The sequence below is a fragment of the Streptomyces sp. NPDC044002 genome, assembly GCF_056434525.1.
In genome coordinates, this window is the sequence record NZ_JBWKEZ010000001.1 from 282,595 (window position 1) to 300,152 (window position 17,558).

Genomic DNA, 17,558 nt, shown 5'->3' on the forward strand with positions numbered 1-17,558 from the left:
CGGCCTGTGTAGCGACCACCGACTCGTCTTGTGAATTGTGCAGGCAGCGGGCTACTGTCCACCAGTGTCCAGTCTTTCCGACCGTGTTCGAAGCCTGATGGAACAGTCCGGCTTGAACCTCCACGACTTCGCCGAGCACGTCGACCTCGACGCCACGCAGCTCTCCGAAGCGCTCAACGGTACGAGCCCCTTCTCCGTCGTCGACCTCGCCTGCATCGCCGATGCCTGCGAGGTCTCCATGGACTGGCTGCTGACCGGAGCCGAACCCCCGCTGGTCGTAGCGGCGCGGACAACCACCGGCCAAGCCGCCGAGGCCCTGGAAGCGGCTCGGGAGTACACGTCCCGACGTACGGACCTTGACACGCTCGGCTACCCGCAACCTTGGCGGCCCGTCACCGCGGCGGCGCGCGCAGGCAGCAGCTACGCCGCTCAGGGAGAAGCGCTGGCACGAGCAGCCCTCAAGGAGGTGGAGCGCCAAGGCCGGTCGATCACGGCAGGAAGCCTGGCGGAACTGATCGAGGTGACCTTCGGTGCCGACGTAGCCGTCGTCCGGCTCGACGACGGATTCGACGGCCTCGCGGCCACGGCCGAGGGCACCAAGCTCATCCTCCTGGCAACCACCGCCAACCCCGCCCGTCAGCGATTCACCCTCGCCCACGAACTCGGACACCTCCTGGCCGGTGACAACCAGGATGTCCATCTTGACCAAGACATCTTCGGCCCAGCCCAGAAGAGGGATCCGGGCGAGCAACGCGCCAACGCCTTCGCATCGACCCTCCTCATGCCCGAGGAGATCCTGCGAGCCGCAATCGCCCCAGGCCTGACCCGCGAGGGCTATGCGGCCCTGGTCTGCGACCTGAAGGTCAGTCCCGCCGCGCTCGCCTTCCGGCTGCTCCATCTGCGGCTGATCGACGCCGGCACGTCCGACCACTTCAAGCGGATGACGGCAAGCGAGGCCGCGCAGCTCGCAGGCCGCGCCGAGGAGTTCGACCAGAGGGCTGCCCTGTCCCAGGAACCCCGGCTGCCCGGGCTGCTCGTACGCGACACACGCGCTGCCTATGAGGCTGGCAAGTCGACGCTGCGTCCTTACGCCACACTGCTCGGCGTTGAGGTGGACGAGCTCAGGAGCGAGCTTGAGCCGGAGCAGGACAACGGCGGTGACGCATGAGCGACTTCCTGTTCCCCGACAACACCGTCCTGTGCAACTTTGCCGCCGTCGAACGCCTCGGCCTCCTCCGCGAGGTTCTCGACGGGCGGGGCAGATGGACCGAGGCCGTGGCGCGGGAGGCCCGTAAGTCGGCACGGTGGCACCCCGCCCTGCAAAATCTAGGTCTACAGGGCTGGCTCGGCGAAGCGATCCGTGTCACGGACCAGTCGGACAGAGCCAGCATCCTGCGTATCCGTACGGCTGTGTTCGGCGGCTCTGCCGATCGTGTCTTGGAACACCTGGGCGAGGCCGAGACCTGCCATGTCATCAGGAACTGGGCCGAGTTCGACGGGTCTTGTTGGATATCGGATGACCGGGAATCGCTGTACTATGCACGCGAGGAGGGCATCGCGACTGCGGAGACGCTCGATGTGTTGCGCCTCGCTGTCAAGGCGGGCTTGATCACGGCGCAGAACGGGTTCGACCTCATGCAGCAGATGCGGGACAAGGACCGCCACCCCCGGATGCCCCGGTCTGTCGCCGACCTCGAGTAGGGTCAAGAATGCCCCTGTACGAGCGCGCATCAGACTGATGGCAGCCAGCGACTTGGCGCGGACTGCCAGCTGGCTTTGAGGCTCCTACAGGTTGCGGCGGTAGCGAACTTCGGACACGCACACTCCGTCGTAGTCGTCATCCTGGACAGCACCATCAGCGACATAGCCGGCTCGTTCGTAGAACCGACGTGCCGTGCTGTTATTGGTCAGGACCCACAGCAGAACCGGATCGAAGTAGCGGGCGAGAGCGTGAGCGTGCACGGCTTCAAGTAGCGTGCGACCGATTCCGGATCCGATGAGTGAGGGCTGAACGTACAGAGCGTAGAGCTCACCCGCGGTCGCACAGGCTCCGGTCCCGCGATAGGGCCCGAGGCAAGCCCAACCCACCACTGTTCCACCGGTGTCGACCGCCACCAGGTTGGTTGTGCCCTCCCTGGTCCTCTTGAAGTGGTGCCGACGATGCAGGGCATCTGCCTCAACCGTCATGCGATCGAGGTAGGTCCGCGGCATGATCCCGGCATAGGCGGTCTTCCAGCAGGTCACTCGTATTGCTGATACGGCCGCAACGTCAGATTCCGTCATCGCTCGTACGGTCAACATCTCGGCACCGTATGGGACCCATCAGCGTGATCGCGTGTGAATTCCGGTTGGGTGCCCCCAATGATTCGCACCGCAGAAGTTCAGCCAGAACCACAAGCCGGGAACCAGACCCCTGCGTCAGCGAGTCTTGCGGTGGAGTAGTGCTGCCGAGGCTGGTATGCCCTGAGACCGCCAGTCTGGGCCTATACAGCCGATGAACATGCCAGTGGTCAGGAAGCGCGGACCTGGACGTCGAGTACGGCCTTGATGGCCTCGACGTTGCCGGCGGCGAAGGCGGCCAGCTCCGGTGGCATCAGATCGAGCTGCCGGATCGCCTCCGCAGTGAACGGTACGTGCACGACCTCATAGCCGCCCCGCTCGGGCTTGTCGAACTCGGTGCCCGTACGTGCCTCGATGTCCATCTGCTCCAGGCGTGCGGCGAAGATGTGCTGCACCCCCACGCCGTCCTCGAGCACATCCGTGATGAGGAGCACCAGCTCCGCTCTGTTCAGCTTGCCGCCGAGCTCCTCGAACACCTCGCGGTGGAGGGCGTCCTCGATGCTCGAGTCGATAGCCTCCACGCCCCCACCAACTGCCACCCAGTACGGGTCGCGGCCCGGCTTCGTGCGCTTGATGAGGATGAGCTCGTCACCGTCCAACAAGATGGCCCTGGCACTGCACCTGATGATCGGCATCCCTATACCTCTCGCTCGTGGTGAACGTTGCGACATTGCTTCGATGCGTCCCGCCGCCGTCCTGGACGCTGGCCGAGGGGGAATGCCAGGTCACTCAGGTTGCTGTCCGCCAGGCTTCGACAAGCGAGCGTACCGAGGGGAACCGCCGCGCTGGGTCTGCTGTTGTGGCTCGTTGGGACACGGCCAGCTGGCCGCGGCTACCGCGCCACTGATCCTCCGCGTCGCCGGCGTCAAGGAGGAGCCTCAGAGCCCTGCCGAGGTTGAACACCGTCGTCCGGACATCGATGACCGAGCCGCGTACGAACTCCTCCGGCGCCATGTACCGGCTGGAGCCAGGGAGCCGGTCGGCGTCCAGCGTGAACGGGCCCTGCCGGTACTCGTCAAGGTCGCACAGCCTCATCCGCTGCTCTTCGAAGTCGTACAGCATGCAGCCGTCATAGAGGTCGACCGCCACGAGCCCCGCAGCCTCCACCGCGAGATGGGCATCTAGAACGGTGTCCAAGGCGGCGTGGACCTCGGGTAGCGGAAGCCTACGGAAGCGGGCCATCGGGCTGTCGGGCGCCGTTCTGCCTCCGCTTTGTGACCTGGTGGGGTGGTAGAGGACTTCGCCCGGCACCCAGGGGTAGACGAGGGCCTGGCCCTCGTCCGTCGTGATGCTGTGCAGCAGGGGCGTGATGGCTGGGTGAGACACGGCCTGGTGCACGCTGATGGCTCGACGCAGCGAGGACACCGCCGCGGGCGACGAAGCGTTCTTCACGAACCAGCTCCGCCCATGGACAAGGACGCCGTACGAGACACATCCGGAGTCCTGATCAGCGAACGTGCGAAAGATCGTTCCGATGTCCGCAATGTAGGAGTCGACTGCGGCCACGTGGGCGACGTCAAGGAGGGGGTGTGGCGTCATGTCCGTGATCGTGCCAAGTCTGGTCCGACGCCGCAGGGAGTTTCCCGTACGAGGCATGAATCCGCGCCCGGCCCGGAGGACTCCCGCACGGCAGACATAGAAGAGGCGCGAAGGAGTGGAAGGCTCTCGGGGGCCATGTGGGCCTCCGGCATGCCGAGTCGTACGACACGAAGGTTGAGAGGCGTTCTCAAGCACGCAGCACCGCGGGTCGGCGACCACAGTCTTCTCCATCCTGACTGCTTCGGCTGTTTCGGAACACCGAGTATTCCGAAGGGCCACCGATTAGGTCGCGAACGGCGTAGCGGCCGTCGGCAGGCAATTCTCGTGGCCGAGTTCGCTGGTGGCAGACCGGCGACCGGGCCCAATGACTGGAGATCGCACCGCAGCCCATGTCAACGTACTGATCTGACCAAAGCTGCAGGTCAGGGGATATTCGCATCCTGGATGAGTGCGGGTCTTCCCGCTGTTTGGATGGGGAGCTGCATGGCACGGCACAGGATCAAGGTCACCGGAATGCACGAGGACGGAACGGTGTGCCCGTCGGCGCACGAGCACACGCGGGGAGGAATTCCGCTCACTGCAGGGTGCGCTGGCCGGGCGCGGTACCTGGCTGCGTGCGACTGCGGGAAGTGGAGCGGGAAGTCGTCCACCAAGTCGTACGCGGCTGAGATGGGCAAGAGGCACCGCAGCGCGCAATCCTGACCTGTCGCTCGCGGGGGGCCCGAGCAGGGGTAGTTCGGCGGGGCCTGCGCAGAAAATGGTGGTGCCGGGCTTCTATCACCCGATCCGTGAATTCGGAAATCACGGATTCTCCGGATCATTGGATCTGTTCGCAGCGGCTGTGCTTGGCGGTGGAGCCGTGCGGACGGCTCGGTTATCCCTCGCCCTGGTGCTTGGCACCTCGATGTCCTAAGGAGCTCCCTGTGCACTCACGTTTGCTCTCGATTCCCGCTGTCGCAGCCGCCCTGGATGTCGACCGACGCACGGTATACCGCTTCATCGCCGCTGGGGACCTGCCCGTCGTTGACCTGCGTACCGGCACGGGGCGGTCTCGTGTACGCGTCCCAATTGCTGGCCTCGACGAGTTCATCAGCAGCCGAATGGTGGCTTCCGCGGCGGCTCGCCACTAGCCCTGCCCTGCCACATTGGCCTCTTCACTTCCGAAGTAAGGAACAGTTCTGTACCTGCGTAGATTGAAAACCGGTAACTGGCAGGCGACCGTACGCAATCGGGCTGGAGACCGATTCAGTGAATCGTTTCCGCTGAAAACGCAGGCTCGGACCTGGGGGCTCGACAAGGAGGCTCAGTTCGCTCGCGGAACCCTGCGAAATCCTCGCGCGGGTGAGATCTCCTTCAGGGAGTGGCACGACCGATGGTGGGGTGCGAGGGTCGCAGAGCCGCAGACGCTGCGCGGAGATGCGTCCAGCATCAAGAACCACGTTCTGCCGCATTGGGCTGCCTGGGAGATGGGGGACATCACGCGTATGGATGTCCAGACCTGGATCCGTGTATTGGTGGACAAGGAGGTGGGAGCTTCTGCGATCAGGCGCGCCTACAACCTGACGTCCTCCATCATGCGCGCAGCCGTGGACGACGACGTGCTTCCGGTGAGTCCCTGTCGCAGCATTGACCTGCCCACCATCGCGGTCAAGCCTCCGCAATGGTTCACGCTCGACCAGGCACAGAGTGTCCTGGACGAACTCTCGACCCCGTGGCGGACCATGTGTCTGTTGGGCTTCTACACGGGTCTGCGCTGGGGTGAACTCGCCGGCCTTCACAGCCATCGCATCGACCGGCGCCGCTCGCGCCTGTTCGTGGTGGAGGTCAACACCAAGAGCGGGATCAAGGAGTACCCCAAGAGCTCGAAGAGCCGCCGGGAAGTACCCCTTCCGGCCCATGTCCTGGAGGCGCTCGAACGCCACACCCATCGGATTGAGCGGGAAGCACTCGTCTTCACTACCACTACCAAGGGCCGTGCTGGGCGTCGCCTCGATGACGGCAACTGGAGGCGGCAGACCTGGTGGCCAGCGGTGGGCGAGGCTTCCTTCTTCGACACGGACGGCGAGCAACAGCCCGTCCCGCACTACCCCCCGCACTCCATGCGCCACACCTGCGCGTCGTGGCTCGTGCAGAAGGGAGTCTCCCTGTACGAGGTCCAGCACCTCCTGGGTCACGAAAGCTTCCAGACCACTCAGCGCTACGCTCACCTGCAGCCGGACGCTCATAAGGCTGTCCTCGGGGCGTGGGAGCGCCTGGAAGCCCCGCTGATCATCGCCGCATGAACGACTTTGCGCCCTGTCCGTCACGGACAGGGCGCAGTCGTTCGTGAGCTCGGTGTTTCCCTCCGCCTTCCTCGGTGGGCCCTTTGGCAGTCTGGACGGGGGACTGGCAGGCACGGGGAGGGCGCCAGCGGTCGGGGGACTGGCTGGGGCGGCTGGGTGCTTCCCGAAGAGCGTGTGTCGCGGGTTCCGCCGCCTGCTGGACGAACCACGAGTGGGCGGCCAAAATAGGAGCTGGCATGCAACTGACCGATGACCAGACGGCGGATTCAAGTGCCAGACCTTGGCTTCGGCGGATGGCTATGGGTGCGTGGAAGCTCCCCGCAGAGCCCAAGCGCGCGGATCGGCGCTTGCTGAGTCTGACGCTCGTTTGACGCTCTCGGCGTCTGAGAGATCATTTACGCGGCAAGAAACCCTCTCTGACCTGCATGTTTGCAGGTTGGACTCCCCGCTACATGTTAACGATGACGCACCACGTGGAGTGCGTGGCGATCCTGGAGCCTGCCGAGAAGGCCCGCTGAACGCACATTTGAGGCATGAACGACCCAGCGTCTGATGGTCGTTCATGTCCGGCTTGAGACGGTCGGCCGAGGTACTGGTTTCAGGGGCCGTAGGGGTTCCAGTGCCCGGGGACGGGCTTCAGATCGTCCGCCCTGGAAGGGGTCCATGCGCGGCATGAAGGGCTAGCCTTCCCGGACACGGGTCAGGGGCTGGAGTCCACGGACGGAATGCCGACCACAGCCACGTCTATGCCGTGGGCGCGCAGCGCACGGGTTGCCTGCAGCAGGGCCACCTGGGCGAAGGTGAACAGGTTCGTTGTAGTCAGGGCCTTCCCGCTCTTAAGCGAGATCGCATAGACGACCCTCCGCGGGGTGAATTCCTTGCCCACAGGATGCCCCGGCCGTCGTTCCCGCACACGGCGGACGAACTCGGCGCGCGCCTCCGCGTCGAAGCGCAGAGCCTCGGCGGAGATCCTGCCCTGGGCGAAGAGATGACTCAGCGGCGCCGAGGAGGCAGCCCTTTTGACATGGATCAGAGTTCCGTCCTCGGCGAGCAGATCCGCGGCCTCGAAGCCGTGCGGGTGCTGGCCAGTCTTGATCAGCCGGCGATCCAGGCAGACGTAACCACGCTTCGCTGCCTCCAGGTTGTATGCCTCCTCCGTCGCGAGGTTTGCCGTCCAGGCCGGCAACGCACAGCCGGCCGGTGCGGTGAGGAGGGCGTCGACCTCGCTCCGGATGCCCTCCAGGTACTGGTCGCCGATCTCGAACCAGCGCCCTTCGTGGTGGAAGTAGCGGCTGGCGCCGAGCGGGATTTCGGCCGTGATCCACTTGTGGGCCTTCACCTGGGCGCTCACCGGTTCGGCGCCCGCCTCGTCCCGGTGCATCTGTATGTAACCCGCGGACAGGGCTTCCAGGCGCCTGCCGGGCGGGATGCCGCCGAGCAGCTCCAGAATGTCGTCGATCGCCGGAGAAGGCATGAGGCGGCGGACGGGTCCGACCTTCACCCGGTAGGAGAGCGCGGCGTCCTCCTGGTCGAGGCAGGCGGCGGGGACGGCCAGAGCCAGCGATCCGGTGTCCGTCGAGGCGCCCAGCAGATCGTTGAGGCGGGCCTCCAGGTCGCTGCGTCGTGGGTCTCCGCTCTTGAGCGGCCGGACGCGGGCGATCGCCTCGAACTCCGGTGCGGGAGAGCGGCGGGCGAGGATCGCCCTGATCTGCGTGAGGTCGTGGAGCAGGTCTTCGGGCTGCGCACCGAGATGGATCTTCAGGGCGTCCGTGCCGGCCACCTGGGCCGTTCGCCGGCTGTGCTTCCCGATCGTGAGTTCCGTCGAGCTCAGGGTGCCGACCAGTCGGCTCACCACCTCTCCGTACTCCTCGATGGGGAACGCGCGGATGTGCTGGCCCTGGGCTGCCGAGCTCCGATCCGTGCGACCTCTGGCGTCCATCAGGCTGTGCGTGACCTGGCGGATGGCGTCGGGCTGCGCCGCGCGCAGGACGAAGTCGAAGCCGAAGCCGGGGAAGATCCGGCTCTGGTCGAGCAGCAGGTGCCCCATGCCGAAGGTGAGTGCGAAGACGTCGTCGGCGACGGGGAGGAGCAGGACGCACGCCGAGGTGCGGTTCTCCACGGGGGGCCTCCGCCTGGTGAGGGTGTGCACGGCGGAGGTCCAGTCGGGCGGCCGGTGGTGGCCGATTACTCCGTGACAGAGGAGTGCCCGGGTGTCCCCGACCATCACGTCTTCCACGGCGAAGGAGTGTTCGCGCTCGTACCTGGGGTTGAGCGCTGCGCGCAGGTCTGCGGGAGACGGGCCCGTGTCCCGGAGCAGGTAGACAGCGCTGCGCCGGGTCGTGGGGGCGGTGGGAGGGCTGTGGGTGATGGTCGGACCGAGCGGCATGGGGACTCCCGGGCTGGTGAAGCGGGCCATGGTGCTAACGACGCCCAGTAGATGCACCATTGAAAGCGCTGTCAAACATGAATCATTGCTCGGGTTGTGGGGTAAGGTGTGAACTGCTCGCCAAAGAGGAGAGGTGTCGCCCGGTCATGCCTGAGACAAAAGCCCATGTGACGGCTGCGGAGATCTCCCGCATTGCCGGCGTCACCCGGGCCACCGTCAGCAACTGGCGTCGACGGCACGCTGACTTCCCCCATCCGTCCGGCGGCACCGACACCAGTCCGCTTTACGATCTCGGAGCGGTCCAGGCGTGGCTCGGCTCACGCGGTCACACGCAGGTCGCCGACCCCCGGGAAGAGCTGCGCACCTCGGTCCGTTTCCAGGCCTCCGACCCGGAGAGGACGACCGGTCACATCGGCTTCGTCCTCACCCTCGCCCGACGCTCCCCGGACGAGACGGCGGCGCTCGCCGACCTCACGGACGACGAGCTCGTCGCCCGCGCTGCCGAAGAGGTGGCTGAGCTCCAGGCCTCACTCCCGGGGCAGGCGCCCGCGGGTTCCCCGTTCGCCGCATCCGACGGCCCCACACTGCGCGCCGTCCTACGCTGCGTCCGTGAGGAGGGTGGCCCGGCCGCGCTCGCGGTGCTCGCGGAAAGGGAACTGGAGGACAGTGCTGCGACCGGCGTCTACGGGACCCCTGAACCCTTGGCGCGGCTGGTTGCGGAGCTGCTTCCGACCAGGGTCGCGCGAGTACTGGACCCGGCCTGCGGCAGCGGTGCGCTTCTGGCAGCCGCCGCAGGGCGCGGCGCCACCGCCCTCCTCGGCCAGGACTCCGTACCCGTACAGGCCCAGCGCGCCGCGGTCGGGCTGAGCCTCGCCGCGCCCCGGGCCGAGATCACTGTACGCATCGGGGACAGCCTGCGCGCGGACGCCTTCCCCGGCCTGACGGCAGACGCCGTGGTCTGCAACCCGCCGTACGGGGATCGCGACTGGGGCCACGACGAGCTTGCCTACGACCCGCGCTGGGCATATGGGGTGCCGGGCCGGTCCGAGTCAGAGCTCGCCTGGGTGCAGCACTGCCTTGCCCACCTCGCGCCGGGCGGCTGTGCCGTGCTGATCCTGCCGCCCGCCACCGCCTCCCGCTCCTCCGGGCGCCGGGTGCGGGCGGAGCTGGTGCGGGGCGGCGCCGTGCGAGCTGTACTGGCTCTCCCGGCCGGGGCCGCACCGCCGCTGCACGTGGGCCTGCAGCTGTGGGTACTGCAACGGCCAGAGCCGGGCGGCCCGGAGCGGAAGTCGGTGCTGTTCATCGACCTGGCAGGGCCGTCCGGATCGGGTGCCGGGGAACAGACGGCGGGCTCGCCGCGTACGGGTTCCTTCCGTGCCCCGATCGACTGGGCCGGCCTGACGGCGCGGACGCTCGCCCACTGGGAGGCCTTCACCGCCGACCCGGACGGGTTCGCGGCCGAGCCCGGCGCCGCACGTGCGGTACCGGTCGTGGACCTCCTCGACGACCTCGTCGACCTCACCCCGGCCCGCCAGGTGCGCATCTCACGCACGGACGTCGACCCCGTCGAGCTGTCCACGCGCACGGAGACGGGCCGCCGCGAGCTGACCGAAGCCGCCCGCGCCCTCCTCGACGCAGCGGACCTCAGCGCCTGGACCCCACCCGAACGAGGCGGCTCGGCCCGTGAATGGCGTACCGCCACCGCCTCCGACCTCGCCCGGGGCGGGGCGCTGACCCTGCTTCGTACCGTGCCGGACGCCAAGGGATCGGAACCGGAGCCGGAAGAGGCCGCCTCCGCAACGGCGCCGCTGGTCCTCACCGGAGCGGACATCGCACGCGGGACGGGCCCGACCGGCGACCCGGCGGAACTCCGTTCGGCGGTTCCTGTGCCCGCGATCGCCGTCGGCGACGTCCTGGTACGGGCTATCGCGGGCGGTGCTGGGCCGATGGCCCGAGTGGCTGATGAGGGTGATGCGGGTGCGCTCCTCGGGCCCCAGATTCATCTCCTGCGCCCGGACCCAGCGCGCCTGGACTCCTGGTTCCTGGCCGGGTTCGTCGGCTCGGCGGAGAACGTCGCGGGGGCCTCCACCGGCAGTACCGTCCTGCACGTGGCTGCGGGTCGGCTACGGGTCCCGCTGCTGCCACTGGACGAGCAGCGGCGTTACGGCGAGGCCTTCCGGCACGTCCACGAACTACGAGCGCGGGCACGGCAGGCCGCGCGCCTCGCGGAGGAGACGGCAGCCCTGCTGACGGGCGGCCTCACAGGCGGAGCGCTCCTGCCGGCCACGGCCCCGGCTACCGAACCGGCCTGAACCACACGTGCACTTCTCGACCATCCACCACACTTGTCCGCACCCGCTTCCCTTGGGCGGGACGGTCCGGAAGGAAACCGGGGAACCCCTTGAACAGCAGTAAGCACACGGAACTGGCGAACCACGCCTGGTCCGTCGCCGACCTCCTGCGCGGCGACTACAAGCAGTCCGACTACGGCAAGGTCATCCTGCCGTTCACGGTGCTGCGCCGACTGGAATGCGTCCTGGAGCCGACTCGGGACAAGGTCGCGGAGACCGCCGCCCAGTACAAGGACCAGAAGGACATCGACCCGGACTACTGGCTGCGCAAGGCCTCGGGCCACTCGTTCTACAACAAGAGCGACCTGACCCTGAAGAAGATCGCCGCGGACCCGCAGAGTGCGGCGGAGAACCTCCAGATCTACGTCGCCGCCTTCTCGGACAACGCTCGCGAGGTTCTCGACAAGTACGAGTTCGCCCAGCAGATCAAGCGGCTCGCGAGTGCCGACCTGCTCTACCAGGTCATCGGCAAGTTCACCGACCTGGACCTGCACCCCGAGGTCGTGCCCAACCACAACATGGGTTACATCTTCGAGGAGCTGATCCGCCGCTTCGCGGAGCAGTCCAACGAGACGGCGGGTGAGCACTTCACCCCCCGCGAGGTCATCAAGCTCATGGTCAACCTTCTGATCGCGCCGGACGGCGACGCGCTTCAGGTACCAGGCGTGGTGCGTACGGTCATGGACCCGGCCTGCGGTACCGGCGGCATGCTGTCGGCCGCCGAGGACCACATCCGGTCCCTGAACCCGGACGCCACGGTGGAGGTGTACGGCCAGGAGCTCAACCCCGAGTCCTGGGCCATCTGCCGGTCCGACCTGATGATCAAGGGCCAGGACCCTGAGCACATCGCCTTCGGTAACTCCTTCAGCGACCCCGCACACCGGCGGGAGAAGTTCGACTACCTCCTGGCCAACCCGCCCTTCGGCGTGGAGTGGAAGAAGGTCAAGGACGAGGTCGAGTACGAGCACAAGCACATGGGCGAGGCTGGCCGCTTCGCCGCTGGCCTGCCACGTATCAACGATGGCTCGCTTCTCTTCCTCCAGCACATGATCTCGATGATGAAGCCGGTGGACGCGAAGGGCGGTGGCGGCTCCCGCATCGCCATCGTCTTCAATGGCTCCCCGCTCTCCACCGGCGCGGCCGGCTCCGGAGAGTCCGAGATCCGCCGGTGGATCCTGGAGAACGACTGGCTGGAGGCGGTCGTCGCCCTCCCGGACCAGCTCTTCTACAACACCGGTATTTCCACGTACTTCTGGATCCTCACCAACCGCAAGTCCCCGGACCACAAGGGCAAGGTCGTCCTGCTGGACGCGCGTGACCAGTTCCAGAAGATGCGCAAGTCGCTCGGCGACAAGCGCAAGGAGCTGGGCAAGCAGCACATCGCGGACGTGACGCGCCTGTACGCGGAGGCTGTCCAGGCCGCGGCCGACCCGAATCACGAACTCCACGCCAAGGTCAAGGTCTTCGACAACACGGCCTTCGGCTACCAGCGCATCACCGTCGAGCGCCCGCTGAAACTCCGCTTCGAGGTTACCGAGGACACGTTGGCTGCTCTGGTGGCGGCTAAGCCAGTTCACCGACTCCCGCAGCCGGAGAGGTTCGTGGAGGCGCTCCGGCCGCTGCTCGGCGCCTCGTGGACGACAAAGTCGGACGCGTTCCTGGCGCTGAAGGACGCGGTAGTAGCCGCTGGGCTGCTGTGGCCTGGGGGTGCGCCCTTCGTGAAGTCAGTACGAGAAGCCGTGGGCGTCCGCGACCCCGAAGGCGAGGTGCAGATGATCAAGGGTGAGCCGGAGCCGGACACGGAGTTGCGGGACTACGAGAACGTCCCGCTGGGCGAGGACGTCGAGGAGCACCTCAAGAGAGAGGTCCACCCGCACGTCCCGGACGCGTGGATCGACCACACGAAGACGAAGATCGGCTACGAGATCCCGCTCACGCGGCACTTCTACGTGTACGAACCGCCGAGGCCGCTGGCGGAGATCGACGCAGAGCTGAAGGCTCTGGAGGCGGAGATTCAGGCGCTGCTGGGCGAGGTGACGGAATGAATCTCTCCTCGTTTCCGGCCGGCTGGCGCGTTGCCCGACTGGGGTTTCTCGTTGAAACGCACGTACCTCAACGTGACAAGCCGCATCCATTGAACGGGCCGATCCCGTGGGTGCGCATCGAAGATTTCGATGGTCAGGAGATTCGAGCCTCCAAGTCGGGCCAGGGGGTGACGGCTGCACAAGTGGCAAGTATGAATCTCCGAGTGCTCCGTCCAGGTACGGTTCTTTGCAGCTGTAGCTGCTCCATGGGTGCAACGGCGATTGTGCGAGAGCCGTTGGTTTCAAATCAGACTTTCATCGGTCTTTCGCCTGGCCCCGAAGTCGAGTCTCGATTCCTCTTCTATCTGATGCATGCAATGCAGGACAGCATGCAGGCGCTGGCGACTGGAGCGATTCAGCAGTATTTGTCACGTGATGACTTTCGAGCCCTGCGTGTTCCCCTTCCGCCGCTGTCTGAGCAGGGCCGTATCGCCGACTTCCTTGACAGTGAGACCGCCCGCATCGACCGGCTGATAGATCTTCGACGTCTCCAGCTGCTTCGGCTGGAAGAGCGTGTCTATGCATCGGTTTCCGAGATCTTGGTACCTGGCATCCTGGGGCCTCGACAGTCTTGTGGCCCTTGGCCCTGGCTGCCCGCGATGCCAGGTGATAGGCCGCTCGTGCGGCTCGGGTACGTCTGCCGACTCCAGAACGGGCTGACGGTCGACAGTAAGCGCGATCTCTCGGGTGATGTAGTGACCCGCCCCTACCTTCGAGTCGCTAACGTGCAGGCTGGCCATGTCGACCTTGATTCCGTCGTTGAAATCACGGTCCCTCGCGAGATCGCGCATCGAACGTCCCTCCGTCCCGGAGACGTTCTCATGACCGAAGGTGGCGACTTGGACAAGCTCGGGAGGGGGGCCGTGTGGCGGGGGGAGCTGTCGGGATGCCTTCACCAGAATCATGTTTTTGCGCTGCGCCCGGAAACAGACCGTCTTGATGGCGACTACTTGGCATTGATGACGAGCACGTTGCATGGGCGGTGCTATTTCGAGAGCACCGGATCGAAGACGACGAACTTGGCCTCTACGAACAGCAGCAAGATCATGAGTTTCCCGATCCCGCTCCCGAGTGTGGCTACCCAGCGCGCCCTGGCAACCGAGGCGCAAACCATGATCGACAGTTCTCAATCTGCGAAGCGTCTCCTCGCACATCAACTCGGCCTCCTCGCCGAACGGCGACAAGCCCTGATCACCGCCGCCGTAACCGGCCAGTTTGACGTTCCCACCGCCAGCGGGGGCAACGTCACGGAGGGAATCACCGCATGAGCCCCGGCCCCGTCCACAGTGAGTCCGCGTTCGGCGAAGCGATAGTGGCCGCGATGATCGAGCGGGGCTGGTGCGAGGTCAGCCCCGCCGGCTATCAGCCCGACCTCGGCCTGGACACCCAGGAACTCTTCGAGTTCCTCGGCGATACCCAGGCCGAGGAGTGGCATGAGCTCCGCACCATCTACGGCGACGCCAACGAAGCCCAGCGCGGGTTCGCCCGCCGCCTCGACCAGGCCATCGCCAATGATGGTCTGCTCCACGTCCTCCGCAACGGCGTCAAGGACCGCGGCGTACTCCTCCGGGTGGCCTACTTCAAGCCAAACCTGGTCGCCGACGACTCCGTCCTCGACGGCTACCGCGCCAACCGCCTCAGCGTCGTCCGCGAGCTGCCGTACGCCACGAAGCAGCTCGACTGGAACAACCGGCTCGACCTGACCCTGTTCCTCAACGGCATCCCCGTCGCTACCGCCGAGCTCAAGAACCCGCTCACCGGTCAGGGCGTCGAGCAGGCCAAGAAGCAGTACCGGACCGACCGCGACCCCACCGAGCTGATCTTCACCCGTCGGGTCATGGCGAACTTCGCCGTGGACCCCGACCTGGTCTTCGTCGCGACCGCGCTCAAGGGCAAGAACACCCGCTTCCTCCCCTTCAACGCAGGATCCGAAGGCCCCGGACGCCCCGGCGGCGCCGGCAACCCGGTCCCCACGGCCTTCGGTCAGTACGCGACCTCCTACCTCTGGGAGCAGGTCTGGGAGCGGGACAACTGGCTGGACCTCCTCCAGCGCTTCGTCCACCAGCAGAAGTCCAAGACCCCCGGCGGCGGCACCACCCGCACCACGATCTTCCCGCGCTACCACCAGTGGGACGTGGTCAAGAAGCTGACCGCCCACGCCGCCACCCACGGCGCCGGTCAGAACTACCTGATCATGGCCTCGGCCGGGTCCGGCAAGTCCAACACCATCGGCTGGCTCGTCCACCGCCTCTCCGACCTGCACGCGGACAACGACCCCCGCACGCTGGACACCGAGGCCCTGTCCGCCGGCTTCATCAAGCCCGGGGCACCCGTCTTCGACAAGGTCATCGTCATCACCGACCGCCGGAATCTGGACGCCCAGCTCCGCGAGACGGTCGGCAGCTTCTCCCAGACCGACGGCCTGGTCGTCAAGATCGACGAGAAGCACGGCGCCAAGAGCGAGCAGCTCGCCCGCGCCCTCTCCCGTGACACCGGCAAGATCGTCACCGTCACCCTGCATTCGTTCCCCGCTCTGCTCGACTACCTCCAGCGCAACCCGACCGAGATCAAGGGCACCACCTTCGCGATCGTCATCGACGAGGCTCACTCCTCCCAGTCCGGCGACGCTGCGACTTCCGTCCGCGCCGCTCTCCGCGAACTCGGCCTCGACTCCGACTCCGACGAGGCCGGCGCGACCAGCGTCACCGTCACCGACAAGCTCAAGAAGAAGGCCCTCGAGCGCTCCCGGGCCGCCAACCTCTCCTACTTCGCCTTCACCGCCACCCCCAAGTCCAAGACCCTCGAGCTCTTCGGTACCCCGGACCAGGTGAACGGCAAGGCCGCCTACCGTCCCTTCCACACGTACTCCATGCGCCAGGCCATCGAGGAAGGGTTCATTCTCGACCCGCTGCGCAACTACGTCACGTACAACACGTACTGGAAGCTGGTGAACCAGAACCACGACGAGCGCGAGGTCGACCCCGCCAAGGCGAACTCGCTCCTCGCCCGGTATGTGCTCACCCATGACTCGACCGTCTCCCAGCACGCACAGGTGATCGTCGAGCACTTCGTCGCCCACACCCGGGGTCGGCTCGGCGGGCGTGCCAAGTCCATGGTCGTGACCGCCTCCCGGCACTCCGCCGTCCAGATGGCCCGTGCCATCAAGAGCTACATCAAGGACCGCGACTACCACACCAGGTACCCGGACCTGGGCGTGCTGGTCGCCTTCTCGGGCTCCCTCACCATCGACGGCGAGGAGACCACCGAGCCGAAAGAGAACGGGGGCCTCTCCGAAACCGCCCTGCCCAAGGCTTTCGGCTACACGCGCGCCGACGACAAGGCGGTCAAGGCCGGGGCGAAGGGGCAGCAGGAGTACCGGATCCTGGTCGTTGCCGAGAAGTACCAGACCGGCTTCGACCAGCCCCTGTTGACGACCATGTACGTCAACAAGACGCTGACCGGCATCGCGGCCGTCCAGACCCTCTCCCGTCTGAACCGCACCGCCGAACGCAAGGCGCAGGCCGACCTTGCCGTCCTGGACTTCACCAACGAGGCCGAGGACATCAAGGAGGCGTTCCGCCCGTACTTCGAGGAGGCGAACACCCTCCCCTCGGACCCCAACCTGCTCTACACCGCCCAGAGCCGGGTCATGTCCGCGCCGATCATCTCCGAAGCGGAGATGGACGAGTTCGCCTCCGCCTACTTCGAGGCGAAGGAGAAGGCCGCCGGCTCGCAGGCCAAGTGGGAGAAGCTGCACGCCGAGCTCTACCGGCGGCTGTCTCCGGCAGTCACCCGCTACGAGGCCCTGCGCGACAACGACGAGGATGAGGACGAGGCCAAGACGGCCGAGGACTTCCGCGCCGACCTCCACGACTATGTACGCAAGTACGGCTTCCTCGCCCAGATCGTGCCCTACCACGACCCCGACCTGGAACGGCTTCACCTCTACGGCCGTTACCTCCTCACCCGGCTGCGCGGGCGTACGGACGGGGGCGTGGACATCGGCGATGTGGACCTCAGCCACCTGCGCGTGCAGAAGACCGGCGAGCACGACGTCTCCCTCAGCCCGGAAGGGTCTGCGACGATGCCGGGCTTCGGTGAGGGGCCGGGCGGTGCCAAGGAGGCCGAGAAGTCGCTTCTGTCGGAGCTGATCGAGAAGTTCAACGCCAAGTTCGGTACGGAGTTCACCGAGCAGGACGTCATCCGGCCCTTCGAGGAGGCCAAGGCCGACGCGAAGGTCCGGGCTGCGGCTGTCGTCAACGACGAGGACAACTTCGGCAAGGTCTTCGACAAGGTCTTCGCGGACAAGATGGCCGACCACGTCGACTCCATCGCCGGACTCGGCCGCCAGTACTTCGGCGCCGACCGGAACTTCAAGTCCAGCCTTGACCGCAGTGCCCGCCGCGCCGCGTGGCGGATGATCCGCCGCGAAGAGGGCGTGGACGACGCCGCGTAGCCCCTCGGCCCGTGCCGGTGGCCCCCTCCCCCCCCCCCGTGTCCCCAGGGACCCCGCCCTCTCAAACCCTTTGGGACCAAGGGGAACCGCCGAGCCCGGAAACCCAGGCAGGTTTCCGCC

General features: G+C 66.6%; 12 protein-coding genes. 8 read left to right on the plus strand and 4 right to left on the minus strand.

All coding sequences use genetic code 11. The annotated features are described in order from the left end of the window. Positions 1 to 64 precede the first annotated feature (64 nt). Complete coding sequence (locus tag AC07A6_RS01300) at positions 65 to 1,168, plus strand: helix-turn-helix domain-containing protein (protein WP_478775582.1); 1,104 nt, start codon at positions 65 to 67, stop codon at positions 1,166 to 1,168. Then, a complete protein-coding gene (locus AC07A6_RS01305; RefSeq protein WP_478775583.1) occupies positions 1,165 to 1,701 on the plus strand; it encodes a PIN domain-containing protein in 537 nt (178 codons plus the stop codon). Before AC07A6_RS01300 ends, AC07A6_RS01305 begins: the two co-directional genes overlap by 4 nt. A gap of 84 nt (positions 1,702 to 1,785) precedes the next feature. Here AC07A6_RS01305 and AC07A6_RS01310 read toward each other — a convergent pair whose 3' ends face one another. The 3 genes from AC07A6_RS01310 to AC07A6_RS01320 all read right to left on the minus strand — a co-directional run bounded on the left by AC07A6_RS01310 (position 1,786) and on the right by AC07A6_RS01320 (position 3,879). Further along, positions 1,786 to 2,283 carry an N-acetyltransferase family protein gene (locus AC07A6_RS01310; RefSeq protein ID WP_478775584.1) on the minus strand — a complete coding sequence of 166 codons (498 nt, stop codon included), beginning with the start codon at positions 2,281 to 2,283 and terminating at the stop codon, positions 1,786 to 1,788. Positions 2,284 to 2,510: 227 nt separating this feature from the next. After that, on the minus strand, positions 2,511 to 2,975 hold the full coding sequence (locus tag AC07A6_RS01315; RefSeq protein ID WP_478775585.1) for an NUDIX hydrolase: 465 nt from the start codon (positions 2,973 to 2,975) through the stop codon (positions 2,511 to 2,513). A gap of 94 nt (positions 2,976 to 3,069) precedes the next feature. Beyond that, the gene (locus AC07A6_RS01320; protein ID WP_478775586.1) at positions 3,070 to 3,879 is read right to left on the minus strand and encodes a protein kinase family protein; all 810 of its coding nucleotides are present in this window, start codon (positions 3,877 to 3,879) and stop codon (positions 3,070 to 3,072) included. 923 nt (positions 3,880 to 4,802) lie between these two features. On the opposite strand from AC07A6_RS01320, the gene AC07A6_RS01325 reads away from it, so the two are divergent. After that, a complete protein-coding gene (locus AC07A6_RS01325; protein WP_478775587.1) occupies positions 4,803 to 5,009 on the plus strand; it encodes a helix-turn-helix transcriptional regulator in 207 nt (68 codons plus the stop codon). A 354-nt stretch (positions 5,010 to 5,363) separates the two neighbouring features. After that, complete coding sequence (locus tag AC07A6_RS01330) at positions 5,364 to 6,161, plus strand: tyrosine-type recombinase/integrase (protein ID WP_478775588.1); 798 nt, start codon at positions 5,364 to 5,366, stop codon at positions 6,159 to 6,161. A 700-nt stretch (positions 6,162 to 6,861) separates the two neighbouring features. On the opposite strand, the gene AC07A6_RS01335 is transcribed toward AC07A6_RS01330, so the two are convergent. After that, positions 6,862 to 8,547 (minus strand): DUF6119 family protein, encoded by a 1,686-nt coding sequence (locus AC07A6_RS01335; RefSeq protein WP_478775589.1) that lies wholly within the window; start codon positions 8,545 to 8,547, stop codon positions 6,862 to 6,864. 146 nt (positions 8,548 to 8,693) lie between these two features. Here AC07A6_RS01335 and AC07A6_RS01340 point away from each other — a divergent pair, with 146 nt between their 5' ends. The 4 genes from AC07A6_RS01340 (at position 8,694) to AC07A6_RS01355 (ending at position 17,438) form a co-directional block, all read left to right on the plus strand. Continuing rightward, positions 8,694 to 10,859, plus strand: coding sequence for an HsdM family class I SAM-dependent methyltransferase (locus AC07A6_RS01340; RefSeq protein ID WP_478775590.1), 2,166 nt, complete (start codon positions 8,694 to 8,696; stop codon positions 10,857 to 10,859). 89 nt (positions 10,860 to 10,948) lie between these two features. Continuing rightward, positions 10,949 to 12,943, plus strand: coding sequence for a type I restriction-modification system subunit M (locus AC07A6_RS01345; protein WP_362464748.1), 1,995 nt, complete (start codon positions 10,949 to 10,951; stop codon positions 12,941 to 12,943). Next, positions 12,940 to 14,250 (plus strand): restriction endonuclease subunit S, encoded by a 1,311-nt coding sequence (locus AC07A6_RS01350; protein ID WP_362464751.1) that lies wholly within the window; start codon positions 12,940 to 12,942, stop codon positions 14,248 to 14,250. The genes AC07A6_RS01345 and AC07A6_RS01350 overlap by 4 nt, the downstream gene beginning before the upstream one ends. Beyond that, a complete protein-coding gene (locus AC07A6_RS01355) occupies positions 14,247 to 17,438 on the plus strand; it encodes a type I restriction endonuclease subunit R (RefSeq protein ID WP_478775591.1) in 3,192 nt (1,063 codons plus the stop codon). The genes AC07A6_RS01350 and AC07A6_RS01355 overlap by 4 nt, the downstream gene beginning before the upstream one ends. Positions 17,439 to 17,558 lie beyond the last annotated feature (120 nt).

Coding starts and splice junctions, on each gene's coding strand:
- AC07A6_RS01330 (WP_478775588.1), top strand. CDS start 5,364: ATGGATGTCCAGACCTGGATCCGTGTATTGGTGGACAAGGAGGTGGGA.
- AC07A6_RS01340 (WP_478775590.1), top strand. CDS start 8,694: ATGCCTGAGACAAAAGCCCATGTGACGGCTGCGGAGATCTCCCGCATT.
- AC07A6_RS01320 (WP_478775586.1), bottom strand. CDS start 3,879: ATGACGCCACACCCCCTCCTTGACGTCGCCCACGTGGCCGCAGTCGAC.
- AC07A6_RS01310 (WP_478775584.1), bottom strand. CDS start 2,283: ATGACGGAATCTGACGTTGCGGCCGTATCAGCAATACGAGTGACCTGC.
- AC07A6_RS01350 (WP_362464751.1), top strand. CDS start 12,940: ATGAATCTCTCCTCGTTTCCGGCCGGCTGGCGCGTTGCCCGACTGGGG.
- AC07A6_RS01315 (WP_478775585.1), bottom strand. CDS start 2,975: ATGCCGATCATCAGGTGCAGTGCCAGGGCCATCTTGTTGGACGGTGAC.
- AC07A6_RS01335 (WP_478775589.1), bottom strand. CDS start 8,547: ATGCCGCTCGGTCCGACCATCACCCACAGCCCTCCCACCGCCCCCACG.
- AC07A6_RS01355 (WP_478775591.1), top strand. CDS start 14,247: ATGAGCCCCGGCCCCGTCCACAGTGAGTCCGCGTTCGGCGAAGCGATA.
- AC07A6_RS01305 (WP_478775583.1), top strand. CDS start 1,165: ATGAGCGACTTCCTGTTCCCCGACAACACCGTCCTGTGCAACTTTGCC.